22 protein-coding genes and 1 tRNA gene are annotated in these 25,599 nt (G+C 72.5%); 12 read left to right on the forward strand and 11 right to left on the reverse strand.

Going from position 1 to position 25,599, the window contains the following annotated elements; translation table 11 throughout:
- Window positions 1–7: 7 nt before the first annotated feature.
- Genes IF73_RS0110135 through IF73_RS0110145 form a run of 3 tightly spaced genes read right to left on the reverse strand, consistent with a single transcriptional unit; the run spans window position 8 to window position 3,251 of the window.
- Window positions 8–853 carry a carbohydrate ABC transporter permease gene (locus tag IF73_RS0110135; protein ID WP_031005789.1) on the reverse strand — a complete coding sequence of 282 codons (846 nt, stop codon included), beginning with the start codon at window positions 851–853 and terminating at the stop codon, window positions 8–10.
- Window positions 850–1,905 (reverse strand): carbohydrate ABC transporter permease, encoded by a 1,056-nt coding sequence (locus IF73_RS0110140; RefSeq protein ID WP_078868001.1) that lies wholly within the window; start codon window positions 1,903–1,905, stop codon window positions 850–852. Before IF73_RS0110140 ends, IF73_RS0110135 begins: the two co-directional genes overlap by 4 nt.
- A 5-nt stretch (window positions 1,906–1,910) precedes the next feature.
- Window positions 1,911–3,251, reverse strand: coding sequence for an ABC transporter substrate-binding protein (locus IF73_RS0110145; protein ID WP_031005793.1), 1,341 nt, complete (start codon window positions 3,249–3,251; stop codon window positions 1,911–1,913).
- A 208-nt stretch (window positions 3,252–3,459) separates the two neighbouring features.
- Between IF73_RS0110145 and IF73_RS0110150 the strand changes: the two genes are divergently transcribed.
- Window positions 3,460–6,138 carry a cellulose binding domain-containing protein gene (locus tag IF73_RS0110150; protein ID WP_031005795.1) on the forward strand — a complete coding sequence of 893 codons (2,679 nt, stop codon included), beginning with the start codon at window positions 3,460–3,462 and terminating at the stop codon, window positions 6,136–6,138.
- A gap of 110 nt (window positions 6,139–6,248) precedes the next feature.
- Here IF73_RS0110150 and IF73_RS0110155 read toward each other — a convergent pair.
- The 4 genes from IF73_RS0110155 to IF73_RS42570 all read right to left on the reverse strand — a co-directional run bounded on the left by IF73_RS0110155 (window position 6,249) and on the right by IF73_RS42570 (window position 9,214).
- Window positions 6,249–6,321: transfer RNA gene (locus IF73_RS0110155), tRNA-His, on the reverse strand.
- A gap of 117 nt (window positions 6,322–6,438) precedes the next feature.
- Window positions 6,439–7,041, reverse strand: coding sequence for an oligoribonuclease (orn, locus tag IF73_RS0110160; protein ID WP_031005797.1), 603 nt, complete (start codon window positions 7,039–7,041; stop codon window positions 6,439–6,441).
- A 188-nt stretch (window positions 7,042–7,229) separates the two neighbouring features.
- Entirely contained in the window at window positions 7,230–8,399 is a 1,170-nt protein-coding gene (locus IF73_RS0110165) for a helix-turn-helix domain-containing protein (protein WP_031005800.1), read from the reverse strand.
- A 407-nt stretch (window positions 8,400–8,806) separates the two neighbouring features.
- A complete protein-coding gene (locus IF73_RS42570) occupies window positions 8,807–9,214 on the reverse strand; it encodes a hypothetical protein (RefSeq protein WP_267883573.1) in 408 nt (135 codons plus the stop codon).
- A gap of 367 nt (window positions 9,215–9,581) precedes the next feature.
- Between IF73_RS42570 and IF73_RS0110175 the strand changes: the two genes are divergently transcribed.
- Window positions 9,582–10,103: a universal stress protein gene (locus IF73_RS0110175; protein ID WP_031005805.1), complete on the forward strand. Its 522-nt coding sequence runs from the start codon at window positions 9,582–9,584 to the stop codon at window positions 10,101–10,103.
- A gap of 175 nt (window positions 10,104–10,278) precedes the next feature.
- Window positions 10,279–10,842: a GPR1/FUN34/YaaH family transporter gene (locus IF73_RS0110180; RefSeq protein ID WP_031005814.1), complete on the forward strand. Its 564-nt coding sequence runs from the start codon at window positions 10,279–10,281 to the stop codon at window positions 10,840–10,842.
- Window positions 10,843–11,019: 177 nt separating this feature from the next.
- Here IF73_RS0110180 and glmS read toward each other — a convergent pair whose 3' ends face one another.
- Together glmS and IF73_RS0110190 are read right to left on the reverse strand one after the other, a co-directional pair.
- Window positions 11,020–12,837, reverse strand: coding sequence for a glutamine--fructose-6-phosphate transaminase (isomerizing) (glmS, locus tag IF73_RS0110185; protein WP_031005815.1), 1,818 nt, complete (start codon window positions 12,835–12,837; stop codon window positions 11,020–11,022).
- A 57-nt stretch (window positions 12,838–12,894) separates the two neighbouring features.
- Window positions 12,895–13,170 carry a hypothetical protein gene (locus IF73_RS0110190; protein ID WP_030493927.1) on the reverse strand — a complete coding sequence of 92 codons (276 nt, stop codon included), beginning with the start codon at window positions 13,168–13,170 and terminating at the stop codon, window positions 12,895–12,897.
- A 166-nt stretch (window positions 13,171–13,336) separates the two neighbouring features.
- Between IF73_RS0110190 and IF73_RS0110195 the strand changes: the two genes are divergently transcribed.
- Window positions 13,337–14,953, forward strand: coding sequence for a beta-N-acetylhexosaminidase (locus IF73_RS0110195; RefSeq protein WP_051716652.1), 1,617 nt, complete (start codon window positions 13,337–13,339; stop codon window positions 14,951–14,953).
- A 16-nt stretch (window positions 14,954–14,969) separates the two neighbouring features.
- Here IF73_RS0110195 and IF73_RS0110200 read toward each other — a convergent pair whose 3' ends face one another.
- Complete coding sequence (locus IF73_RS0110200) at window positions 14,970–15,182, reverse strand: DUF397 domain-containing protein (RefSeq protein ID WP_031005819.1); 213 nt, start codon at window positions 15,180–15,182, stop codon at window positions 14,970–14,972.
- Entirely contained in the window at window positions 15,179–16,018 is an 840-nt protein-coding gene (locus IF73_RS0110205; RefSeq protein WP_031005821.1) for a helix-turn-helix domain-containing protein, read from the reverse strand. Before IF73_RS0110205 ends, IF73_RS0110200 begins: the two co-directional genes overlap by 4 nt.
- A 94-nt stretch (window positions 16,019–16,112) precedes the next feature.
- Between IF73_RS0110205 and IF73_RS0110210 the strand changes: the two genes are divergently transcribed.
- The 8 genes from IF73_RS0110210 to IF73_RS0110245 all read left to right on the forward strand — a co-directional run bounded on the left by IF73_RS0110210 (window position 16,113) and on the right by IF73_RS0110245 (window position 25,567).
- The gene (locus IF73_RS0110210) at window positions 16,113–16,535 is read left to right on the forward strand and encodes a hypothetical protein (protein WP_031005823.1); all 423 of its coding nucleotides are present in this window, start codon (window positions 16,113–16,115) and stop codon (window positions 16,533–16,535) included.
- 284 nt (window positions 16,536–16,819) lie between these two features.
- Window positions 16,820–17,872: an ABC transporter substrate-binding protein gene (locus IF73_RS0110215; RefSeq protein ID WP_031005825.1), complete on the forward strand. Its 1,053-nt coding sequence runs from the start codon at window positions 16,820–16,822 to the stop codon at window positions 17,870–17,872.
- A gap of 4 nt (window positions 17,873–17,876) precedes the next feature.
- The gene (locus IF73_RS0110220; protein WP_031005830.1) at window positions 17,877–18,749 is read left to right on the forward strand and encodes a siderophore-interacting protein; all 873 of its coding nucleotides are present in this window, start codon (window positions 17,877–17,879) and stop codon (window positions 18,747–18,749) included.
- A 132-nt stretch (window positions 18,750–18,881) separates the two neighbouring features.
- Window positions 18,882–20,321 (forward strand): pyridoxal phosphate-dependent decarboxylase family protein, encoded by a 1,440-nt coding sequence (locus IF73_RS0110225; RefSeq protein WP_031005832.1) that lies wholly within the window; start codon window positions 18,882–18,884, stop codon window positions 20,319–20,321.
- Window positions 20,308–21,591, forward strand: a complete 1,284-nt coding sequence (locus IF73_RS0110230; RefSeq protein WP_031005833.1) for a lysine N(6)-hydroxylase/L-ornithine N(5)-oxygenase family protein — start codon at window positions 20,308–20,310, stop codon at window positions 21,589–21,591. Before IF73_RS0110225 ends, IF73_RS0110230 begins: the two co-directional genes overlap by 14 nt.
- Window positions 21,588–22,118, forward strand: coding sequence for a GNAT family N-acetyltransferase (locus tag IF73_RS0110235; protein ID WP_031005835.1), 531 nt, complete (start codon window positions 21,588–21,590; stop codon window positions 22,116–22,118). The genes IF73_RS0110230 and IF73_RS0110235 overlap by 4 nt, the downstream gene beginning before the upstream one ends.
- A complete protein-coding gene (locus tag IF73_RS0110240) occupies window positions 22,115–23,884 on the forward strand; it encodes an IucA/IucC family protein (protein WP_031005837.1) in 1,770 nt (589 codons plus the stop codon). The genes IF73_RS0110235 and IF73_RS0110240 overlap by 4 nt, the downstream gene beginning before the upstream one ends.
- Before the next feature lie 156 nt (window positions 23,885–24,040).
- Complete coding sequence (locus IF73_RS0110245) at window positions 24,041–25,567, forward strand: hypothetical protein (RefSeq protein ID WP_031005838.1); 1,527 nt, start codon at window positions 24,041–24,043, stop codon at window positions 25,565–25,567.
- The last annotated feature ends 32 nt before the right edge of the window (window positions 25,568–25,599 follow it).

The raw sequence follows: 25,599 nt of genomic DNA on the forward strand, positions 1-25,599 counted from the left end.
GCCCCGCTCACCCCTTCACCGCGCCCCGCATCACCCCGCCCACGATCTGCCGCCCGAACAGCGCCAGCACCACCAGCAGCGGCAGCGTGCCGAGCAGCGCCCCCGCCATCACCACCGAGGTGTCCGGCACATAGCCCCGCCCCAGCCCGGTCAGCGCCACCTGCACCGTCGGACTGCCCGTCTGGGTGAGCGCGAGGACCGGCCAGAAGAAGTCGTTCCACGCCGCCACGAACGACAGCATCCCCAGCACCGCCATCGCCGGCCGCGCCGCCGGCAGCACCAGGTGCCACACCACCCGCAGCGTCCCGGCCCCGTCCATCCGCGCCGCCTCCAGGAGCTCCGGCGGCAGCGCCCGCAGCAGATGCTGGCGCATGTAGAAGACGCCGAAGGCCGAGACCAGCGAGGGCAGCACCACCGCCTGCAGCCGGTCCGTCCACCCCAGCCGGGCGATCAGCAGATAGAGGGGGACGACCCCGAGCTGCGGCGGCACCAGCATCGTCGCCCCCACCAGGAGCAGCAGCGGCCCCCGGAAGCGGAACCGCAGCCGGGCGAAGGCGAACCCGGCCAGCGTGGAGAAGAGCACCGTCCCGGCCGCCACCGACCCCGCCACCACGGTGGTGTTGGCCAGCGCCTCGCCCATTCCGCCCTCGTCCCAGGCCACCGACAGGTTCCGCCCCAGGTTCCGCCCGAACCAGAACGGCGGCGGGCTCTCCGCGAGCCGCCCGCTCGTCCGCGAGGCCGCCACCGCCGTCCACAGCAGCGGGAAGACGGACACCACCGTGAACAGGCCGAGGAGCAGATACGTGCCCCACCCCGCCCGCTCGTACGACTCCGCGCCCGAACGTCCCGTCACCGCCGCACGCCCTTCCCGCGGACCAGCCGCACCACCCCGAACAGCGCCACCAGGAGCAGCAGCATCGCCCAGGCGATCGCCGCCGCCCGCCCCAGATGGAGGTTCACCCAGCCCTGCTCGTACAGATAGAGACCCAGCGTCTGGTATTGGTGGTCGGCGCCGCCCGAGGCGCCCGCCCCGCTGCTGAAGAGCAGCGGCTCGCCGAAGAGCTGCACCGCCCCGATCACCGACACCAGCCCGGTGAACGCCAGCGCCGGCCGCAGCCCGGGCAGCGTCACGTGCCAGAACCGCCGCCACCGCGAGGCCCCGTCCAGCGCCGCCGCCTCGTACAGCTCGGGCGGGATCGTCTGCATCGCCGCCAGGTAGATCAGCGCGTTGTAGCCGGTCCAGCGCCAGATCACGATCGACGCCACCGCGAACTTCGAGGCCCACGGCCCGTTCTGCCAGTCCACCGGATCCAGCCCGACCAGCCCGATCGCCCAGTTCACCATCCCCTGGTCACGGCCGTAGAACAGCGCGAAGACCAGGGTCGCCGCCGCCACCGAGGTCGCGTACGGGGCGAGCGCCGCCACCCGGAAGAAGAGCCGCCCGCGCAGCCGGGCGTCGAGCAGACGGGCCGCGCCGAGCGCGAGCAGCAGCTGCGGGACGGTCGCGAGCACCCCGATCAGCACCGTGTTCGCCAGCGCGTTCCAGAAGAACTCGTCGGTGAGCAGCCGGGCGTAGTTGTGGAGCCCCACCCACTCGCGGGCCTCCGGCGCCGTCAGCTCCACCCGGAACAGCGAGGTCCACGCCGTCGCCGCCAGCGGGAACAGCCCGAAGGCCCCGAAGAACAGGAAGAAGGGGGCGATCAGCACGTACGGCGCCGCGCGCGACCGCAGCCGGCCGAGCCGCTCCCGCCGCCCGGTCCCCGGCACCCCGGGCGTGCCCGGCCCCGCGGCCAGGGGCAGGGCCCGCGCCACGAGCTCCCCGGTGCCGCCGAGGCCCGCCCGGCCCTCCGGCCCGCCGCCGTCCCGGCTGCCCACCCCGGGCCCCGCCGTCACGTCCTCCGTCATCCGCCTCACCGGTCCAGGGCGTTGTCGATGGCCTTCATCGCCGCCCGCCAGGCCGACTCCGGCGACCGGCCCGTCTGGTCGACCTGGAGCATCCCGGTGTCGGACAGGATCTGGTTCACCAGGCCGTCCTTCGGCCCGACCGGCGCGACCGGCACGCCCATGGCCGCCGCCGAGTAGATCCGCCCCACCGGCGCGTCGCCGAAGTACGGATGCCGGGCCTCACGCACCTGCGGCAGGCCGAAGGCGGCCTCGGCGCTGGGGAAGCTGCCGCGCCGTTCGAAGAGCACCGCCTGCTGCTCCGGCGCGGTCAGCCAGGCCGCCAGCTCCGCCGCCTCCTCGACGTGGCGCCCGGCCGCCGGGACGACCAGGAAGGAGCCGCCCCAGTTCCCCGGCCGGGGCGCCTCGGCGATGTCCCACTTCCCCTTCCCGTCCGGGCCGCCCTTGTCCTGGATGTAGCCGAGCATCCAGGCGGGGCAGGCGATCGAGGCGAACCGCCCGTGCGCGAAGCCCTGGTCCCAGTCGGGGGTGAACTGCTGGAGGCGGGCGGTGAGCCCGTGCTCCGCGAACTCCGCGCCGAGGTCCCAGGCGGCCCGTACGGCGGGGTTGACCGCGACCACGAGCCGCCCCTCGGCGTCGTAGTAGCGCAGCTTCGCGCCGGAGATCACGGCGGCCATCACCCCGGACGCGGAGTCGGTGAACGCCACCCCCTCGGGGGCCCGTGCGGCGAACCGCCGTCCCGTCTCCAGGTACTTCCGCCAGTCCCCGGCCCACAGCCGGCCGACCTGGTCCCGGTCGGTGGGCAGCCCGGCGGCGGCGAAGTGGTCCTTGCGGTAGCAGACGGCCAGCGGCCCGATGTCGGTGCCGAGGCCGAGCACCCGCCCGTCCCCGGTCCGCGCCTGCGCCCACTTCCAGGGCAGGAAGGCGCTCTCGTCCACGCCGGGCGCGTGGGCCAGGTCGACCAGCCGGTCCGCCTGGGTGTCGACGACCTCGGCGATGTTGCCGACCTCGACGGCCTGGACGTCGGCGAGCCCGGCGCCGGCCGTGAGGTGGGTGAGCAGCTGCGGGTAGTAGACGTCGGCGCGGGCGAGGGAGGTCTGCCGGATCGCGACGTCCGGGTGGAGCCGCATGTACGTGTCGTAGAGCCCGGCCTCCTTGAGCCCGAAGGTGCCGTAGACCCCGACGGTGAGCGTGACCGGGCGTCCCGAGCCGTCCACGCTCTCGCCGGATCCGGCGGCCGGCGGCACGGGCGGGTCGGTGGCGCAGCCGCCGAGCAGGGCGGCGGCGAGCAGCAGGGCGAGGGCCCGCCGGCGCCGGCCCCGTGGTCGTGTCGCGGTCCTCCACCCCATGGACCCCGACCGTAGGCGGCGTTGGCGGGGCGGCCGGTGGGGCGGCGCCGGGGGCCCGGCCCGGCTCACCCGTTCGGCCCACCGGTCACCCCCGTCGTCGAACGTCTTCGACGACTCCCGCGTATTGACCGTGTTCTGACAGGACTCGGATAGTGGGAGCGCTCCCACGTCCCGGGAGCGCGCCCCTTCCTCTTCCGACGGGATACCCATGCGCAGACCACGACTCCTCGCGGGGCTCGCCGGCCTGGCCCTCACGGCCGGGCTCCTCGCCGGCGCCCTCCCGGCCGGCGCCGCCGAGACCGCCGAACCGGCCCGGGCCGCGGCAGCCGCCTCGTACACCTGGAAGAACGTCAGGATCGACGGCGGCGGCTTCGTCCCCGGCCTGGTCTTCAACCGGAGCGAGAAGAACCTCCTCTACGCCCGCACCGACATCGGCGGCGCCTACCGCTGGGACCAGGCCGGCTCCGCCTGGGTCCCGCTCCTCGACCACGTCGGCTGGGACGACTGGGGCCACACCGGCGTCGTCTCCCTCGCCTCCGACACCGCCGACCCGGACCGGGTGTACGCCGCCGTCGGCACGTACACCAACGACTGGGACCCCGGCACGGGCGCCGTCCTGCGCTCCGCCGACCGCGGCGCCACCTGGCAGCGCGCCGACCTCCCCTTCAAGCTGGGCGGCAACATGCCGGGCCGCGGCATGGGCGAACGCCTCGCCGTCGACCCGCACAAGAACTCCGTCCTCTACCTCGGCGCCCCCAGCGGCAACGGCCTGTGGCGCTCCACCGACTCCGGCGCGACCTGGGCGAAGGTCACCTCGTTCACCAACCCGGGCGGCTACCAGCAGGACCCGAGCGACACCAGCGGCTACAACTCCGACGAGCAGGGCATCGTCTGGGTCACCTTCGACGAGTCCACCGGCACCGCCGGCACCGCCACCAGGACGATCTACGTCGGCGTCGGCGACAAGGAGAACGCCGTCTACCGCTCCACCGACGCCGGCGCCACCTGGACCCGGCTCGCCGGCCAGCCCACCGGCTACCTCGCCCACAAGGGCGTCCTCGACGCCGAGAACGGCTACCTCTACCTCGCGTACAGCGACACGGCGGGACCGTACGACGGCGGCAAGGGCCAGGTCTGGCGGTACGCCACGGCCACCGGCGCGTGGACGAACATCAGCCCCGTCGCCGAAGCCGACGTCCACCACGGCTTCAGCGGCCTGACCGTCGACCGGCAACGCCCCGGCACGGTGATGGTCTCCGCCTACAGCTCCTGGTGGCCCGACACCCAGTTCTTCCGCTCCACCGACTCCGGCGCCACCTGGACCAGGGCGTGGGACTACTCCTCGTACCCCACCCGCGCCGACCGCTACACGATGGACGTCTCCTCCGTCCCGTGGCTGACCTGGGGCGGCAACCCCACCCCGCCCGAACAGACCCCCAAGCTCGGCTGGATGACCGAGTCCCTGGAGATCGACCCCTTCGACTCGAACCGGATGCTGTACGGCACCGGCGCCACGGTCTACGGCACCACCGAGCTCACCAAGTGGGACACGAACACGAGGTTCACCATCCGGCCCATGGTGAAGGGCCTGGAGGAGACCGCCGTCCTCGACCTCGTCTCGCCGCCCTCCGGCGCCCCGCTGATCAGCGCCCTCGGCGACGTCGGCGGCTTCCGCCACACCGACCTGTCCGCCGTCCCGCCGATGATGTTCACCTCCCCGAACCTCACCTCCACCACCAGCCTCGACTACGCCGAGACGAAGCCGGACACCCTGGTCCGCTCCGGCCACCTCGACGGCGGCCCCCGGGTCGCCTTCTCCACCGACAACGGCGCGAACTGGTTCGCCGGACAGGAGCCCGCGGGCGTCACCGGCGGCGGCACGGTCGCCGCGGCCGCCGACGGCAGCCGCTTCGTCTGGAGCCCCGACGGCACCGCCGGCGTCCACGCCGCCACCGGCTTCGGCACCTCCTGGACGGCCGCGACGGGCATCCCGGCCGGCGCCACCGTCGAGTCCGACCGGGTCGACCCGAAGACCTTCTACGGCTTCAAGGGAGGCACCTTCTACGCCTCCACCGACGGCGGCCTCACCTTCACCGCCCGGGCCACCGGCCTGCCCGCCAAGGGCGAGGTCCGCTTCAAGGCCGTCCCCGGCAGGAAGGGCGACGTCTGGCTCGCGGGCGGCGCCCCCGACGCCGCGTACGGCCTGTGGCACTCCACCGACGGCGGCGCCACCTTCACCAGGGTCTCCGGCGTCGACCAGGCCGACGCCGTCGGCTTCGGCAAGGCCGCCCCGAACGCCTCCTACCCGGCGCTCTACTCCAGCGCGAAGATCGGCGGCGTCCGCGGCATCTTCCGCTCCACCGACGCCGGTGCCACCTGGGTCCGGGTCAACGACGACGCCCACCAGTGGGGCTGGACCGGCGCCACCATCACCGGAGACCCGCGCGTCTACGGCCGGGTGTACGTCGCCACCAACGGGCGCGGCATCCTCTACGGCGACACCAGCGAGACCGGCGGCGGCGACGGAGGCGGCCCCGGCCCCACGGACCCGCCCACACCGCCCGCCGGCGCCTGCAAGGTCGCCTACAAGGTCACCAACCAGTGGCAGGGCGGCTTCCAGGCCGACGTCACCCTCACCAACACCTCCGCCACCGCGTGGAACGGCTGGACCCTCGGCTGGTCCTTCGCCGCCGGGCAGACCGTCGGTCAGATGTGGAACGCCACCCCGGCCCAGAGCGGCGCCGCCGTCACGGCGAAGAACGCCGGATGGAACGGGACCGTCGCCGCCGGCGGCACCGCCTCCTTCGGCTTCACCGGCAGCTGGACCGGCGGCAACCCCGCCCCCACCGCCTTCACCCTCGGAGGTGCCACGTGCTCCGCCGGCTGATGGGGGGCGGCGGCCTCACCAACCCGCCCCCGGCGACCCTCACCTGCTCCTAGGGGAACGCGGGAAAGACCGAGGCCCCGGTTCTTCCGAACCGGGGCCTCGGCCATCAGGGTGAGTAACGGGACTCGAACCCGCGACATCCTGGACCACAACCAGGTGCTCTACCAGCTGAGCTATACCCACCACGACCGGCGGTTTTCCCGAAGGTTTCCCCGACCGGCCGAGAAGAAGTCTACAGGGTTCCGAGGGGTGCTCGCGCACACGTTTTCCCCGGGTACGCGAGCGAGCCCTCCAGGGGCCTTACTCCGCGGGGACGACGTGCCGGGCGGCGATCGCCTTGGCGGTCTCCGAGTCCGGACCGGGCTGCGGCACGAAGACGGCCTCCCGGTAGTAGCGCAGCTCGGCGATGGACTCGCGGATGTCGGCGAGCGCCCGGTGGTTGCCGTTCTTCTCCGGACTGTTGAAGTACGCCCTCGGGTACCAGCGGCGCGCCAGCTCCTTGACCGAGGACACATCGACGATCCGGTAGTGCAGGTGACTCTCCAGGGCGGGCATGTCCCGGGCGAGGAAGCCGCGGTCGGTGGAGACCGAGTTCCCGCACAGCGGCGCCTTGCCGGGCTCCTTCACGTGCTCGCGGATGTACGCGAGGACCTGCGCCTCCGCGTCGGCCAGCGTGGTGCCGCCGGGCAGCGCGTCGAGCAGACCGGAGGCCGTGTGCATCTGGCGCACGATCTCCGGCATGGTCTCCAGGGCACGGTCCGGAGGGCGGATCACGATGTCCACGCCTTCGCCGAGCACGTTCAGTTCCGAGTCGGTGACCAGTGCGGCCACCTCGATGAGTGCGTCGTCCGTCAGCGAGAGCCCGGTCATCTCGCAGTCGATCCACACCATGCGGTCGTTCATGCGTCCTACCTTAGGCCGTGTCTTTCGGATCATGCCGGGCTCGCGACGGCGACAGCGGGGACGCGACGCGCGCGGGCGGACGCCGGACACGCCGACGGGCGCCCGGGGAAGGTCTCCCCGGACGCCCGTCGGTCACCGCTTCGCGCCGCTCGTGGCGGCGCGGGCCCTCGGTGCGGCCCCGGCCGCCACTACGGCGCGCTGCGCTGGCCCGGCAGCGCGGCCCGGCCCGGCGAGTAGGCGTCGCCCAGCGGCTTGCCCGGCTCCAGCGACGCCCCGGGGCGACGGATTCCCGCCCCCACCTGCGCGGGCACCGCCGGCTCCAGGACCGTCGTCGCCGTCTCGCTCTGCGGCCGGCGGGCCCGGTACGCCGCCCGGTAGGCCGCCGGCGAGGAGCCGAGCTGCCGCCGGAAGTGGCCGCGCAGCGCCACCGGCGAGCGGAAGCCGCAGCGCCCCGCGACCTCGTCCACCGAGTAGTCCGAGGTCTCCAGGAGCCGCTGCGCCTGGAGCACCCGCTGGGTGATCAGCCACTGGAGCGGCGCGGAGCCGGTCAGCGAGCGGAAGCGGCGGTCGAAGGTCCGCCGTGACATGTACGCACGGGCCGCCAGGGTCTCCACGTCGAACTGCTCGTGGAGGTGCTCCAGCGCCCAGGCCACGACCTCGGCGAGCGGGTCGGAGCCGATCTCCTCGGGTAAAGACCTGTCGAGGTAGCGCTCCTGACCGCCGCTGCGCCGCGGCGGGACGACCAGCCGGCGCGCCAGCGCGCCCGCGGCCTCGGTGCCGTGGTCGGTCCGCACGATGTGCAGACACAGATCGATTCCGGCTGCGGTGCCGGCGGAGGTCAGCACGTCCCCGTCGTCGACGAAGAGCTCCCGCGGGTCCACGTGGACCGACGGGTAGCGCTTGGCGAGCGTCGGCGCGTACATCCAGTGCGTGGTCGCCGGGCGGCCGTCGAGCAGGCCGGCCGCGGCGAGGACGAACGCCCCGGTGCACAGGCCGACGATCCTGGCCCCCTCCTCGTGCGCCCGGCGGAGCGCTTCGAGCGCCTCCGGCGGCGGCGGCGAGGTGATCGAACGCCAGGCGGGGACGACGACCGTCCCGGCCCGGCCGATCGCCTCCAGGCCGTACGGCGCGGTGAGTTCGAGCCCGCCCGTGGTCCGCAGGGGGCCGTCCTCGCCGGCGCAGACGAGCAGCCGGTAGCGCGGCACGCCGGCGTCCTGCCGGTCGATGCCGAACACGGAGAGCGGGATGGAGCTCTCGAAGATGGGGCCGCCGCTGAACAGCAGCACCGCGACGACTTCGCGACGGCGGCGCCCGGACAGCTTCCGTGCGACCTCCGGTGCGGCGGAGTCCTGGCTCATGGCGCTAAGCCCCCCTCGGTGTTCGCGTCTCCCTGGTCGTGTCGCTGTGCCACGTTTCCCCTCGGTTTTGCACGAGACCCCAGTCTTCGGTACCCATGATCGAATCTACTGTGTCCCGTGGCGCCGGCGTGACAACTTCTCCATCCGGCACATTGTCGACAAGGCCACTTGGCGTGAAGCGATCGATCCTCGGGTGATCGACCGCAGGGGCCCCCGAAGGGGCTCCGGGGTGGCGAAGTGGCCGTACGCGACGGGTGCGGCCCCGTGGGGCAGGGCTTTTCCGGGAGAGCGGGCAGGGGCTGGCGTACCGTTTCGGCAAGGACGCGCCGGGAACTTCAAGTTGGCTGAAAACATATGGGATCGGCTGTGCGAACCTGTCAACTCGACGGGGGTCGCCGACGTCCCGCTCAGCCCCGGCGGCGCCCCCCGGCGCGCGTGCCGCCCGCCGCGCCGCCCTCGGCGCGCAGCCCCCGTTCCGCGCGGCGCAGCAGCAGCCGGCACGCGGCCGTCACCGACGCGAGCCCGAGCGCGGCGCCGCCCGCCCCGCCCAGCGAGGTCCCGAAGGCGACGAGCACCAGCGGGACGAGGGCGCAGCAGAAGACGGCCCACCGGACCACGTCGTCGGCCGGGCCCCCGAGCCCCGCGCCGGCCGCCCCCGGCTCGCCCCCCGCGTTCCCCCGCGCACCCGCCCCCGGCCCGGCCGGTCCGCCCGTCCCCGGGGCGACGGGCGCCGCCGGGCCCGGCACCCGGGCGCGTCGGCGGGAGCGGGTGGACGGGGCGGACGCGGCGGGGGCGGAGGTGGACGGTACGGGCACGGGCGGTCTCCCTGCGGCGGTGATCCGGACCTGAGGGGAACGAGGAACGGAACGCTCCGGTCACTCTGAGCGACGCCCGTTCGGCCCTGGGGGCGGCGGCCGGGGGACGCCTGTAGGACACATCCGGCATTGCCAGATGGTGAACCCTTCGTGCATCCTCCGGAGGACACCGCGCGCGCCGCTGCCGCGCACGGGCGGTCAGCACGCCGGGTGCGGCACGGCGGGCCCTGGGCAGGAGAGGAGTGTCGCCGTACCCTTGGGGGTATGGGGTTGGGAAGATGATTCCCGGACACAGCTTCGCCGCCACCCGTTGTTCCGCTCCCCTCCACCGTCCCTTCCCACGAGGACTTCCCTAGCCGAGACACCGATGGCCGGTCACGAACTCCCCGAACCCGCGGACCGCAAGCGCGTCGCCGACTCCACGGTCGACCCCCTCGCGGTGGAACAGCCACGCCACGCCTGCGACCCGGCCTTCCGGCACGGGGTGGTCGTCGGCTTCGACGGCTCCACGTCCAGTGAGCGCGCCCTGGCGTACGCCATCGGCATGGCCCGGCGCTCCGGCTCCGGCCTGATCATCGTGCACGTCGCGAACCGGCTCCCCACCACCGTGTGGGCCGGCTGCGAGCCGCCCGTCTTCGTCGACGTCCCGGACCACCGCACCGAGGTCCTCGGTCTCGAGCTGGCCTGCGCCGACCACCTCTCCGAGGTGCCGTGGATCCTGGTGGAGCGCGGCGGGGACATCTGCCACGAGCTGGAGGAGGTCGGCCGCGAGTACTCGGCCGACGCGATCGTGGTCGGCTCGACGCACGGGATCGTCGGGCGGATCTTCGGCTCGGTGGCCGGCCGGCTCGCGCGGCGCGCGCAGCGGCCCGTGATCGTCATCCCCTGACGCGCTCCCGGCCTCTTCCGGCCCCTCCTTTCTCACCTGACTCTCCCTCAACTCCCTTGCGGCAGCGATAATTTCTGCCCGCCTCAGGTGATTTGTGCGCTTGTGAAGGGTAGCTAAAGAGCACCGGAACACAGCAGCTCACGCGGCATCACCGCTCGTTCGAAGGGAGCCCCACGTGAACAAGGACGTCGCGTCGGGGAACGGCACCTCCACGCTCGGAAACCTCGCACTCGGACTGACCCTCCTGGCCTTCGGCCTGGGCGGCACCGGTGTGATCGACAACGTCGCGGCAGCCGATGCCGCGGGCCTCGCCACCTGGGTCGGCGGCGTGGCGCTCTTCCTGGTCGGCCTGCTCGCCCTGCGCGCGGGCAGCACCGGCGACGGCACGGCCTTCACGGCGCTCGGCGCCTTCTGGTTCACCTGGGGGACCGGAGTCGGCGGCGGGGCCTCGGCGGACGCCGCCGGACTCTTCCTGCTCCTGTGGGCGCTGCTGGCGCTCACGCTGACGCTGGCCGCCTCGGGCGGCGGGCTCTTCGGGCAGGGCGTGTACGGCCTGCTCTTCCTCGCCCTGCTGCTCTCGGGCATCGCCGCGCTGGCGGGCAACGAGGCCCTCGGCAAGGCGGGCGGCTGGGTGGCCGCGCTGGCGGGCCTCGCGGCCTGGTACGGCGCCACGGCGGCCGTGGCCGGCTGGCCGGCCCTGGGCCGCGCGAGCGGCGGCAGCACGGCGGCAGCGGCGTAGGGCTGTCGCGTCACGGAAGTAGAGACACCAGCAGAACGGCCCCGCACGCTCCTGGGAGGCGTGCGGGGCCGTTCTTCGTGTCCGGTCGGTTCGCCGGGGGACAGGCCCGGCGTACGGCTCCGGGGGACAGGCCCGGGGCCGCGGCGTGCTCGGCGGGTGACAGGTCCCGCCGGGCGACTACTCGACCGTGACGGACTTGGCCAGGTTGCGCGGCTTGTCGATGTCGCGGCCCATGGCGAGGGCGGTGTGGTACGCGAAGAGCTGGAGCGGGATGCCCATGAGGATCGGGTCGAGCTCGTCCTCGTTCTTCGGGACCACGATGGTGTGGTCGGCCTTCTCCTGCGGCTGGTGCGCGACCGCGAGGATGCGGCCGGAGCGGGCCTTGATCTCCTCCAGCGCGGCGCGGTTCTTCTCGAGCAGGTCGTCGTCGGGGACGATCGCGACCGTCGGCAGGGCCGGCTCGATGAGGGCGAGCGGGCCGTGCTTCAGCTCGGAGGCCGGGTACGCCTCGGCGTGGATGTAGGAGATCTCCTTCAGCTTGAGGGAGGCCTCCAGGGCGACCGGGTAGCCCCGGACGCGGCCGATGAACATCATCGACGCGGCGCCGGCGTACTCGGCGGCGAGGCGCTTGATCTCCTCCTCGTCCTTGAGGATCTCCTCGATCTGCGCGGGCAGCTTGCGCAGGCCCTCGATGATCCGCTTGCCGTCGGTGACGGACAGGTCGCGGATGCGGCCGAGGTGGAGGGCGAGGAGCGCGAAGGCGACCACCGTGTTGGTGAAGCACTTGGTGGAGACGACGCAGACCTCGGGGCCGGCGTGGACGTAGACGCCGCCGTCGGCCTCGCGGGCGATGGCGGAGCCGACCACGTTGACCACGCCGAGGACGCGGGCGCCCTTGCGCTTGAGCTCCTGGACGGCGGCGAGCACGTCGTAGGTCTCGCCGGACTGGGAGACGGCGATGTACAGCGTGTCGGGGTCCACGACCGGGTTGCGGTAGCGGAACTCGGAGGCCGGCTCGGCGTCGGCCGGGATGCGGGCCATGCCCTCGATGAGGGAGGCGCCGATCAGACCGGCGTGGTACGAGGTGCCGCAGCCGAGGATCTTGATGCGGCGGATGGTGCGGGCCTCGCGCGGGTCGAGGTTGAGGCCGCCGAGGTGCACGGTGGAGAAGCGGTCGTCGATCCGGCCGCGCAGCACGCGGTCGACCGCGTCGGGCTGCTCGGAGATCTCCTTGTGCATGTAGGTGTCGTGGCCGCCCATGTCGTAGGAGGCGGCCTCCCACTCGACGGTCTCGGGGGTCGCGGTGGTGGACGCGCCGGAGACCGTGTAGGTGCGGAAGTCGTCGGCCTTGAGGGTGGCCATCTCGCCGTCGTCGAGGGTGACGACCTGGCGGGTGTGGGCGATGAGCGCGGCCACGTCGGAGGCGACCAGCATCTCCTTCTCGCCGATGCCGAGGATGACCGGCGAGCCGTTGCGGGCGACGACGATGCGGTCGTTGAAGTCGGCGTGCATGACGGCGATGCCGTAGGTGCCCTCGATGACCTTGAGCGCGTCGCGGACCTTGTCCTCGAGGGTCTCGGCCTGGGAGCGGGCGACGAGGTGGGTGATGACCTCGGTGTCGGTCTCGGAGGCGAAGACGACGCCGTCGGCCTCCAGCTTGGCGCGGAGCTCCTGGGCGTTGTCGACGATGCCGTTGTGGACGACCGCGACCTTGTTCTCGGGGTCCAGGTGCGGGTGCGAGTTGTGGTCGCTGGGGGCGCCGTGGGTGGCCCAGCGGGTGTGCGCGATGCCGGTGGTGCCGGAGAAGCGCTTGGGGACGCGGGCTTCCAGGTCGCGGACCCGGCCCTTGGCCTTGACCATCTTCAGCGCCGCGCTCTTCGGGCTGTTGATGACCATGCCGGCGGAGTCGTAGCCGCGGTACTCCAGGCGGGCCAGGCCCTCCAGGAGCAGCGGCGCCACGTCGCGCTTACCGATGTAACCGACAATTCCGCACATAAAGGAAACCCCTCCGGTTGGTGATGGTGGTGCTGCTCGGGCCTGGACGGGACCGGGCTAGCCGTAGACGATCCGGCGCAGCTGCCGGAGCGAGAGCTCCGGCGGTGCGACGGCCCGGTGCGGCAGCTCGCCCGCGATCCGTTCGAAGATCTCCGCGTTCACCGCACCGCCGGACTGCAGTTCGCGGTGGCGGCGGCGGACGAACTCCTCGGTCGTCTCGTCGAAGTACGCCAGCACGTCGAGCACCACCCGGGCGGCCTCACCACGCTGGAGCGCGGTGCTCCGGACCAGATGGTCGATGAGGTCGTCATGGGACGGGCGGCGTTCGAGCACCCATGAATACTGAGGGGTACCCGACGGTTCTCGCAAGAATCCTGCCCGAAATCGGGCAGAGACCACATGATCATCGGCCCGGACACGCCTATTGGTCCAGACCTTGACCGGGAGTGTGGGCGGCGGTACGCATGGTGACCCGCCCGCGCACCGAAGGGGACCGCCCGTGAGACGGCGCCTGATCGCCCCCGCACTCCTCCTGCTCGCCGCCGTCCTCGGCTGTACGGAGGCGAGCACCGCCGCCCCCGCGCCGGGACCGGCCGCCCTCCCCGCCGCCGAGCCCGAGGTCCGCCCGCTCGGCCGGGTGATCCCGCTCCCCGCCTCCGTCGAGCCCGCCGGCGCCCCGTACACCCTCACCGCCGCCACCCGCATCGGCGCGCCGGCCCACCCGGGCGCCCGGGCCGTCGCCGAACAGCTCGCCGCCCACCTCCGCCCCGCGACCGGCTTCCGCCTCCCCGTCGTCACCGACGAGACGGCCGACCTCCGGCTCCGCCTCGACCCGGCGGCCACCGCCCTCGGCGACGAGGGGTACGTGCTCCGCTCCGCCCCCGCCCGCCTCACCCTCACCGCCCGCACCCCGGCCGGCCTCCACCGCGGCGTCCAGACCGTCCGCCAGCAGCTCCCCGCCGCCGTCGAGCGCACCACCGTCCAGCACCGCGCCTGGAAGATCGCCGGCGGCACCGTCACCGACACCCCGCGCTTCCCGTACCGCGGCGCCATGCTCGACGTCGCCCGCCACTTCTTCACGGTCGAGGAGGTGAAGGCGTACATCGACCGCATCGCCCTCTACAAGTACAACGTCCTCCACCTCCACCTCACCGACGACCAGGGCTGGCGCCTCGCGATCGCCTCCCGGCCGGCGCTCACCGCCGCCGGCGCCGCCACCGAGGTCGGCGGCGGGCCCGGCGGCTTCTACACCCGGGACCAGTACCGGGAGCTCGTCCGGTACGCCGCCGCCCGGCACATCGAGGTGGTCCCCGAGATCGACATGCCCGGCCACACCAACGCGGCCCTCGTCTCCTACCCGGAGCTGAACTGCGACGGGAAGGCGCCGGAGCCGTACACCGGCATCGAGGTCGGCTTCTCCACCCTCTGCGCCGGAAAGGAGGTCACGTACGCCTTCGCCGACGACGTCCTGCGCGAGGTCGCCGCCCTCACCCCCGGCCGGTACGTCCACGTCGGCGGCGACGAGGCGAGGTCCACCAGTGCCGCCGACTACCGCACCCTCATGGACCGCGTCCAGTCGCTCGTCGGGAAGCACGGCAAGCGGGTCATGGCCTGGCACCAGCTCGCCGCCGGCGCCACGCCCGCCCCCGGCGCCCTGATCCAGTACTGGGGCCTGGACCGCACCACGGCGGAGGAGAAGGAGAAGGTCGCGGCGGCCGCCCGGGCCGGGGCGGGCATCGTCGTCTCGCCCGCCGACCGGGCGTACCTCGACATGAAGTACGAGCCCGGCACCCCGCTCGGCCTCACGTGGGCCGGCACCGTCTCCGTGCGCAGGGCGTACGAGTGGGATCCGGGCAGGTACCTCCCCGGCGTCCCGGAGACCGCGGTCCGGGGCGTCGAGGCCCCGCTCTGGACCGAGACCCTGGCCACCCCCGCCCAGCTCGACTTCATGGCCTTCCCGCGCCTGCCCGGCCTCGCCGAACTCGGCTGGTCCCCGGCGGGCGGCCGCGACTGGGACACGTACCGGCTCCGCCTCGCCGAACAGGCCCACCGCTTCGAGGCCCTCGGCATCGACTGGTACCGCTCGCCGGAGGTCCCCTGGCCGGCCGCGCCCTAGCCCACGGAGGCGGTCGCTACCGGCGGGCCCCGAACCCGCCGTCCTTCACGCCCGCGACGAAGGCGGTGAAGGCGGTGGCGGGGAGGGCGAGGACGGGGCCGGTGGGGCGCTTGGAGTCGCGGACGGGGACGGTGCCGTGGGAGGCGGCGAGGTTGGTGGCGACCTCGACGCAGTCACCGCCGTTGGCGCTGTAGGAGGACTTGTGCCAGCGGGGGGTTTCGGTCGTCACGAGGTGCCCTTTCGTACCTGCTCGATCACAGCCACGGACTCTGCCTGAGAGAGGCATTCCGCCTGAAGTTGATGGTAGGCCGTCAAGAGGGAAGCGACGGCGGTGCGCTCACGGTCAACGTGCCCCTGCGCGTGGGTCTCCGTGTACGCGACCATCGATCGGTCGGCCAATGTGAGCAGGTTGACCGGCAGATTGAACGGGCGGCGCTCGCCTATGGCGAAAGGTGCCACCTGAAGCATGCTGTTCGGTAGATCGGCGAACTCGACCAGTCGCGCCAATTGCGCATCCATGACATCGGGTCCGCCGACAGGGCGACGGATGCAGCTCTCGTCCATCACCACGAGCAGCATGGGCGGGCGCTCCCTCACCAACGCCGCTTGGCGCTCCGCGAGGAACGCGACGCGTTCGTCCGCCTGTTGTTGCGTGATGGAGCCGCGCCGCACATCGCCGTAGGCGAGCGCCTGCGCGTACTCCGGAGTTTGCAGCAGTCCGGGGATGATCCCGATCTGGAACAACCGGATCTCGACGGCGCGCCCCTCGTACCCGACGTACTCCGGGAAGCCCTCCAGCAGGCTGCCGTACCGGATCTCGTTCCACAGGCGTTCGAGCGAGTCGGCGGTCCCTGCCGTGCCGAGAGCCTGATCGGCTTCCCGCGAGAACGGAAGGGTCGGAGGCTTGCGGGCGGTTTCCACCGCCGAGACGTGCTGGCTCGAGTAACCCGTCTGCGCCGCCAGGTCGTCCTGGGTCCAGCCCCGGCGCTCCCGCAGTCTGCGTAGATGTGCACCGTAGGCCGCGCGCGGGCTGTCCTCCGGGTTCAGTTCCTTGCGATTGACCACAACTCTTCCTTCTGGATTGCCCAGTTGAAGGGTTCTCGAGCCTACGCCACGCTGGGCACGCCTGGTAGTGAAACCGCTACAGAGAGGAGCGGCCATGTCCGCGTCCAGCGTCCCCGCAACCGGCGCCTACGTCGTCGACACCGGCAACGGAAAGGTCCGGCTCGGGCGGGTGTCGCGGAGTCAGGCCGGCACGGTGTACGTGAGTCCGCCGGGCGGAGGCGCGGAATGGGCCGCGGCGCCCGCCGACCTGCGCGCGCCCGACGAGGCCGAGTGGGCGACCATCCGCGTGCTCACCACACCCGTACCCCCGGTGATGGTGCTGTCCGCCGATCACGAGCTGCGGCCCCGGCCCGAGCCGGCGCCCGGCTGCACGGCCTGCGCGCACCTGGTGCGGTGGTTCGACCTCTACATGGGCACGGGACCCCGGCACGACGAATCCGCCGCCGTGGACTGCGTGGTGGAGATCCGGAACCACCCGCACGACCCGCCGAAGATGCGCATCGAGGCGGCGCCGTGAGCGCCTCCGCGCACCCTTGCCCGGTCGGGGGCCGCCTCCCACGGGCTCGTCCGGGGGTGTCGCTCGAAGGCGCGGCGGTGCGTGTCCCGCGCGGTCGTCACCTGCCCTTGTGGAGAGGGGGGTTCCTGTCCCTGTGGAACGGGGTGGACGCGAGCCCGTCGGGCGGCCGGGCTCGGTGTGATCCAGACCTCGGGGACCCGGCCCTGTCGGACGGTGTGAGGTTAGGCTAACCTACCCTCGACTTGCCCAGGCCGACCCCGGCACGTATCGAAAGCGATCCCGCCATGCCCAGCAACGCCCGAGCCACCTCCCTCACCCGCCGCGGCATCCTCGCCGCGGGCGGCGCCCTCGGGCTCGGCGCCGTGCTCGCCGCCTGCGGTGACGGGGACAAGAAGAGCACCGGCTCCTCCTCGTCCGCCTCCGCCAAGTCCGGCTCCTGGGAGTTCAAGGACGACCGCGGCCAGACCGTGAAGACCAAGTCGACGCCGAAGAACATCGTCGCCTTCACCGGCATGGCCGCCGCCCTCAAGGACTTCGGCGTCGAGGTCACCGGTGTCTTCGGCCCGACCTACGTCGAGGACCCGAAGACGAAGGCGAAGAAGCCCGACGTCCAGGCCGGCGACCTCGACATCACCAAGGTGAAGGTCATCGGCAACGTCTGGGGCGAGTTCAACATCGAGGAGTACCTCAAGCTCCAGCCCGAGGTCCTCATCACCGACATGTGGGAGAAGGACGCCCTCTGGTACGTGCCGGAGGAGCAGAAGGCCAAGATCCTGAAGATCGCCCCCAGCGTCGCCCTGTGGGCCGCCGGCAAGTCGATGCCGTCCGTCCTCCAGCGCCACGCCGACCTCGCCGCCTCCCTCGGCGCCGACGTCCAGAGCGAGCAGGTCAAGAAGGACAAGGCCCGCTTCGAGGCCGCCGCCGAGCGCCTGCGCAAGGTCGCCCAGAGCAAGAAGGACATCAAGGTCCTCATCGGCTCCGGCGCCCCCGACACCTTCTACGTCTCCACCCCGGTCCGCCCGACCGACACCCTCTTCTTCCAGGAGCTGGGCCTCAACATCGTCGTCCCGAAGAAGCTGGACCCGTCCGGCTGGTTCGAGCTCCTCAGCTGGGAGAACGTCGACGCCTACAAGGCCGACGTCATCCTCCTCGACAACCGCACCGGCACCCTCCAGCCGGAGCAGCTGAAGGCCAAGCCGACCTGGGCCGCGCTGCCCGCCGTCAAGGCCGGCCAGGTCTTCCCGCGCGTGACCGAGCCGGTCTACTCCTACGCCAAGTGCGCCCCGCTCCTGGAGGACCTGGCCACCGCCCTGGAGAACGCGAAGAAGGTGTCCTGACCCGATGACGAACGCCGAGACCGCCCCGTTCCAGTTCTTCTCCCTCCAGGTCGACCGGACGCGGCGGCTCGGCCCGTCGCTGGTCCGTGTGACCTTCACCGGCGAGGACCTGAAGGGCTTCGCCGCCGGCGGGCGCGACCAGTCGCTCTCGCTCTTCCTGCCGCACCCCGGCCAGGAGGCCCCGGTCCTGCCGCCGCTGGACGACCCCGACATGTACGGGATCCTCGGCGCGTGGCGGGCCATGCCCGACGACGTCCGGGCCGTGATGCGCTCGTACACCGTCCGCGCCCAGCGCACGGACCCCGTGCACGAGGTCGACATCGACTTCGCCGTCCACGAGGACGGCGGCCCGGCCTGCCGCTGGGCGCAGCAGGCCAGGCCCGGTGACCGGGTGGTCGTGCTCGGTCCGGCGGTCGCCGACAACACCGGCGTCCGCTTCCGGCTGCCGGAGGGCGCCGACTCGGTGCTGATCTGGGCGGACGAGACGGCGCTGCCCGCCGCCTCCGCCATCCTGGAGTGGCTGCCGGCCGAGACCCGCGCCCAGGTCTTCCTCGAAGTGCCCTACTCGGGGGACCGGATGGAGCTGGCCACCGAGGCCGACGCCACGGTCACCTGGCTGGTCCGGGAGGAGGGCGCGCCCTCCGGTCTGGAGGCGATCGCGGGCGCGGAGCTGCCCGGGGAGTCGCCGTACGTGTGGATCGCGGGCGAGTCCGGCGCGGTCAAGGCGCTGCGGCGGCACTTCGTGCGCGAGCGCGGGCTCGACCGGCGCCGGGTGACGTTCGTGGGCTACTGGCGCAAGGGGCTGTCGGAGGACGCCCTGCGCGAGGTGCCGGACGAGACGACGCAGGACGCGGAGCGGGACGAGGCTCAGGCGTAGAAGCCCGACATCCCACGGCCCCTCAACCTTCACCGGTTGGGGGGCCGTTGTCGTACTAAATTAGGTTAGGCTAACCTTACTTCGACATGGCCGGTTGTAGACCGCGTCCCCTCATCCCGGAAGGGCCCCCACATGCGTTCGCACCTGCTCAACGACACGACGGCGGAGAGCTACCGACGCTCCGTCACCGAAGGGGTCGAGCGGGTGGCGAGGAAACTCGCCACGACGCGCGGCCCGTTCACCGGCGTCACCCCCGCCGAACTGGCGCCCGTGATCGACGCCGTGGACCTCGACCGTCCCCTCGGTGACGCCTCCGCCGCCCTCGACGAGCTGGAGGACGTCTACCTCCGCGACGCGGTCTACTTCCACCACCCCCGCTACCTCGGCCACCTCAACTGCCCGGTCGTGATCCCCGCCGTCCTCGGCGAGGCGGTCCTCTCGGCGGTCAACTCCTCCCTCGACACCTGGGACCAGTCCGCCGGCGGCACGCTCATCGAGCGCAAGCTCATCGACTGGACCGCCGCCCGCATCGGCCTCGGCCCGCTCGCCGACGGCGTCTTCACCAGCGGCGGCACCCAGTCCAACCTGCAGGCGCTGCTGCTCGCCCGCGAGGAGGCCGGCACCGCCGACCTGTCGAAGCTCCGCATCTTCTCCTCCGAGTGCAGCCACTTCTCCGTCCAGAAGTCGGCCACCCTCCTCGGCCTCGGCCACGACGCCGTCATCTCGATCCCGGTCGACAAGAACAAGCGGATGCAGTCCGTCGTCCTCGCCGCCGAGCTGGAGACCTGCCGCGCCGAGGGCCTCGTCCCGATGGCGATCGTCGCCACCGCCGGCACCACCGACTTCGGCTCCATCGACCCGCTCCCCGAGATCGCCGCCCTCGCCGAGGAGTACGGCGCCTGGATGCACGTCGACGCCGCCTACGGCTGCGGACTGCTCGCCTCCCTCAAGCGCCGCCACCTCCTCGACGGCATCGAGCGCGCCGACTCCGTCACCGTCGACTACCACAAGTCGTTCTTCCAGCCGGTCAGTTCCTCCGCCGTGCTGGTCCGCGACGGGGCCACCCTGCGCCACGCCACCTACCACGCGGACTACCTCAACCCGCGACGCACGATCGCCGAGCAGATCCCCAACCAGGTCGACAAGTCGCTCCAGACCACCCGCCGCTTCGACGCCCTCAAGCTGTGGATGACCCTGCGCGTCATGGGCGCCGACGGCGTCGGCGAGCTCTTCGACGAGGTCTGCGACCTGGCCGCCGCCGGATTCGACCTGATCGCCGCCGACCCCCGCTACGACGTGGTCGTGGAGCCGCAGCTGTCCACCCTCGTCTACCGCTACATCCCCGAGGCCGTCACCTCGCCCGCCGAGATCGACCGGGCCAACCTCTACGCCCGCAAGGCGCTCTTCGCCTCCGGCGAGGCCGTCGTCGCCGGCACCAAGGTCGACGGCCGCCAGTACCTCAAGTTCACCTTGCTCAACCCCGAGACCACGGTGTCCGACATCGCCGCCGTCCTCGATCTGATCGCCGGCCACGCCGAGCAGTACCTGGGAGAGAACCTTGTCCACGCCTGAGAGCGCTGAGATCCACGACTTCATCGGGATCGGGCTCGGTCCGTTCAACCTCGGACTCGCCTGCCTGACCGAACCCATCGAGGAGCTGAACGGCCTCTTCCTGGAGTCCAAGCCGGACTTCGAGTGGCACTCGGGGATGTTCCTCGACGGCGCCCACCTCCAGACGCCGTTCATGTCGGACCTGGTGACCCTCGCCGACCCGACCTCGCCGTTCTCCTTCCTCAACTACCTGAAGGAGAAGGGGCGGCTGTACTCGTTCTACATCCGCGAGAACTTCTACCCGCTGCGCGCCGAGTACAACGACTACTGCCGCTGGGCCGCCAACCGGGTCACCTCGGTCCGCTTCGACACCACCGTCTCCTCCGTCGCCTACGACGAGGCCGCCGAGGTGTACGTCGTCACCACCGAGGCCGGAGAGACGTTCCGCGCCCGCCGGATCGTCCTCGGCACCGGCACCCCGCCCTACGTCCCCGACTCCTGCCGGGAACTGGGCGGCGACCTCATCCACAACTCGCGCTACATGGCCCACAAGGAAGCCCTCCAGCGCAAGAAGTCGATCACGATCGTCGGCAGCGGCCAGTCCGCCGCCGAGATCTACTACGACCTCCTGTCCGAGATCGACGTCCACGGCTACAAGCTCAACTGGGTGACCCGCTCCCCGCGCTTCTTCCCGCTGGAGTACACCAAGCTCACCCTGGAGATGACCTCCCCCGAGTACGTGGACTACTTCCACGGCCTCCCCGAGGAGACCCGCTACCGCCTGGAGTCCCAGCAGAAGGGCCTCTTCAAGGGCATCAACGGCGACCTCATCGACGGCATCTTCGACCTGCTCTACCAGAAGAACTTCGCCGGCCCGGTGCCCACCCGGCTGCTCACCAACTCGGCGCTGCACACCGCCTCGTACGACGAGGCCGGCGGCACGTACACCCTCGGCTTCCGCCAGGAGGAGCAGGAGAAGGAGTACGAGATCGAGACCGAGGGCCTGATCCTCGCGACCGGCTACAAGTACACCGTCCCCGCCTTCCTGGAGCCGCTGAAGGACCGGCTGCGCTTCGACGGCCAGGGCCGCTTCGACGTGGCCCGCAACTACGCGGTCGACACCACGGGCCGCCAGGTCTTCCTCCAGAACGCCGGTGTCCACACCCACTCGATCACCTCGCCCGACCTGGGCATGGGGGCGTACCGCAACGCCTACATCATCCGCGAGATGCTGGGCTCCGAGTACTACCCCGTCGAGAAGACCATCGCGTTCCAGGAGTTCGCCGTATGACCGTCCAGATCCGCCCCCTCGACCCGCTGCAGGACGCGGAGCTGATCCACCCCTGGGTCACCGACGCCAAGGCCGCGTTCTGGATGATGCAGGACGCACAGCTCCAGGACGTCGAGCGCGCCTACATGGAGATCGCCGCCCACCCGCACCACGACGCCTTCATCGGCCTCGTCGACGGGGAGCCCGCCTTCCTCATGGAGCGGTACGACCCCTCCCAGGTGGAGCTGGTCGGCCTGTACGAGGCGCAGCCCGGCGACGTCGGCATGCACTTCCTCGTCGCGCCCACCGACACCCCCGTGCACGGCTTCACCCGCAAGGTGATCACGGCCGTCATGACCGAGCTGTTCGCCGACCCGGCGACCGCCCGCGTGGTCGTGGAGCCCGACGTCCGCAACAAGGCCGTCCACGCGCTCAACGAGGCCGTCGGCTTCGTGCCCGACCGCGAGATCCAGAAGCCGGAGAAGACGGCGCTGCTGAGCTTCTGCACCCGCGCCCAGTTCGAGACCGCCGTCGGAGCCCTGATATGAACGCCGTCGCGCACCTCACCCCCGACCGCTGGGCCGCCGCCAACCGCGCGCTGATCCGCAAGGGCCTCGCCGAGTTCGCCCACGAGCGGCTGCTGAACCCGCAGGAGCTGGGCGACTCCCGCTACCGCGTGCTGAGCGACGACGGCGCCACCGAGTACCGCTTCACGGCGGACCGGTTCGCCCTCGACCACTGGCAGGTCTACCCCGAGTCGATCAGCCGGCACCGCGGCGACGAGCAGCTGCCGCTGGACGCCCTCCAGTTCGTCACCGAGCTGCGCGGCGCGCTGGGCCTCAGCGACGAGATCCTCCCCGTCTACCTGGAGGAGATCTCCTCCACCCTGGCCGGCACCGCCTACAAGGCGACCAAGCCCCAGATCCCCGCCGCCGAACTGGCCCGCGCCGACTTCCAGGCCATCGAGACCGGGATGACCGAGGGCCACCCCTGCTTCGTCGCCAACAACGGCCGCCTCGGCTTCGGCGTCGACGAGTACCGCGCCTACGCCCCCGAGGCCGCGAGCCCGATCCACCTGGTGTGGCTGGCCGCCCGCCGCGACCGGGCCGCCTTCACCGCCGGCGCCGGCATCGAGTACGAGACCTTCATCCGCGCCGAACTGGGCGACGCGGCCGTGGACCGCTACGCCGGGATCCTCGCCGAGCGCGGCCTGGACCTCGCCGACTACCTCCTCATGCCGGTCCACCCCTGGCAGTGGTGGAACAAGCTGTCGGTGACCTTCGCCGCCGAGGTGGCGCAGCAGCGCCTGGTGTACCTGGGCGAGGGCGACGACGCCTATCTGGCGCAGCAGTCGATCCGTACCTTCTTCAACACCGCCGACCCGGCCAAGCACTACGTGAAGACCGCCCTGTCGGTCCTCAACATGGGCTTCATGCGGGGCCTCTCGGCCGCGTACATGGAGGCCACGCCCGCCATCAACGACTGGCTGGCGCAGCTCATCGAGTCGGATTCGGTCCTCCGGGCGGCCCGGTTCTCGATCATCCGGGAGCGGGCGGCGGCCGGCTACCGGCACCTGGAGTACGAGGCCGCGACGGACCGCTACTCGCCGTACCGCAAGATGCTGGCGGCGCTCTGGCGCGAGTCGCCGGTGGAGCGGCTCGCCGAGGGCGAGCGGCTGGCCACGATGGCCTCCCTGCTGCACGTCGACCACGCCGGCGCGTCCTTCGCGGGCGCCCTGATCAAGGACTCGGGCCTGGCGCCCGAGGAGTGGCTGCGGAAGTACCTCGACGCCTACCTGCTGCCGATCCTGCACTGCTTCTACGCCTACGACCTGGTCTACATGCCGCACGGCGAGAACGTGATCCTGGTCCTGGACGAGCGCGGCGCGGTCGACCGGGCGATCTTCAAGGACATCGCCGAGGAGATCTGCGTGATGGACCCGCAGGCGGTCCTGCCGCCGGCGGTCGAGCGGATCCGCGCCGAGGTCCCGGAGGACATGAAGCTGCTGTCCGTCTTCACGGACGTCTTCGACTGCTTCTTCCGCTTCCTGGGCGCGACCCTGGCGGCCGAGGGCACGGTCACTGAGGACGTCTTCTGGCGGACGGTCGCGGAGTCCGTCAAGGGCTACCAGGACTCCAAGCCGGAGCTGGCGGACCGCTTCGCGCAGTACGACATGTTCGCGGAGACCTTCGCCCTCTCCGCCCTCAACCGCCTCCAGCTGCGCAACAACAAGCAGATGGTGGACCTGGCGGACCCGTCGGCGGCCCTCCAGCTCGTCGGCGACCTGGTGAACCCGATCGCCCGGTACGCCTGACGGCGACACCCCCGAGACCGGCGCGGGTCCTGGCGGAGTACGGTCCTCCGCCAGGGCCCGCGTTGTCGTTCCCCACTGCTCCTGACGGGGTGCCGGGACCCCGCGCAGCGGCGCGCCGCCGCGACCGGGCCACGGCCCCCGCCCAGGGTGGACGGGATGACGACCCCCGAAGCGAGCGCCCTTCCGCGGTCCCCGAGCGGCACCCGGCATCCCGGCGACCCCCGGCCGCCGGGCCGGGCGTGGCCCCTGGCCGCCGTCGCCGTGGCCTTCGTCCTCGCCCAACTCGCCCTGGCCGTACCGGGAACCGGGCTCGGCTGGGACGAGGCGGTGTACGTCAGCCAGGTCGGCGGCAACGCCCCGCCCGCCTACTTCAGCGCGCCCCGCGCCCGCGGCATCAGCTATCTCGTCGCCCCCGTGGCCGCGTTCACCGCCTCCACCGGCGTCATCCGGCTCTACCTCGCCCTGCTCTCCGGGGCCGCGCTGCTCGGCGTGCTGTGGCTGTGGCGGGCGGTGCTGCCGGTGCGGGTGCTCGCCCTCGCGGGCGCCCTCTTCGCCGGGCTGTGGGTGACCCTCTTCTACGGGCCGCGCGTGATGCCCAACCTGTGGTGCGCCTTCGGGGCGCTCGCGGCCGTCGGCTGCTTCCTGCGCGCGGTCGCCCCGCCCGGCCGGGGGCGGCGGGACCGCCGGGCGGTGCCCGGGCTCGGCGCCGCCGTCGCAGCCGTCACGCTGCTGCGCCCGGCCGACGGGCTCTGGCTCGCGCTGCCGCTGCTCGCCGCCGCGCTCCTGGTCCCGGCCTGGCGCCGCCCCGCCCCGCCGGTGGCGACGGCCGCCGGACTGGTGCTCGGCGCGGTCCCCTGGGTCGTGGAGGCGTACACCTCGTACGGCGGCCTCGCCGCGCGGCTGCACCGCGCCGGGGAGATCCAGGGCACCCTGGGCTGGTACTTCTCCGTCGACGACCACGTGCGGGCGCTGGCCGGCCGCACCCTGTGCCGGCCGTGCGACGTGCCCTGGGAGCATCCGTGGACGGCGCTGTGGTGGTGCGCGCTGCCGCTCCTGGTCGCCGGCGGCTTCGCCGCCGCCGTCCGGGCCGGGCGGGGCACCGCCGCCGTGCTCGCGACCGCCACCGCCGCCTCGCTGGCGTTCCCGTACCTCTTCACGATCGGCTACGCGGCCCCGCGCTTCCTGCTGCCCGCCTACGCCCTGCTGGCCCTGCCGGCCGCCGAGGGCGTCCTGGCCGTGACCGGCGCGGTGCGGCCGGCCCGCCGGCGGCTCGTCGCGGGGCTGCTCGCCGCCGTCTTCCTCGCCCATCTGGCGGTGCAGTACGCCGTCCTCGACCGGACCGTCGGCTACAGCCGCTCCGTCCGCGCCCAGTTCACCGGCGTCGCCGCCGCCCTGCGCGGACTCGGCGTCCGCCCGCCCTGCACGGTCACCGGCCGCGAGTACGTGCCGATCGGCTACTACACCGGCTGCTCCTCCCGCCAGCCGCGCGGCCACGACGGCAGCATCACCGAGGCCGGCCTCGCCGAGCTCGCCCGGCACCGGCCGCTCGCCGTCGTCGTCCACGCGGGCAAGGCCCCGCCCGCCTACGCCGCGGGCTGGCCCGTCACCCGCCTCCCCTCCGCCCCCGGCTGGCGCGCCTTCGACGCCTACGTGTCGCCGGGCGCCCGCCCCGAAACCGGCTGACGCCCGCGCCCGCCGCACACGGTTCGGTGCGG

It is taken from the genome of Streptomyces sp. NRRL F-5727, assembly GCF_000719555.1.
In the GTDB taxonomy this organism is placed as follows: Bacteria; Actinomycetota; Actinomycetes; order Streptomycetales; family Streptomycetaceae; genus Streptomyces.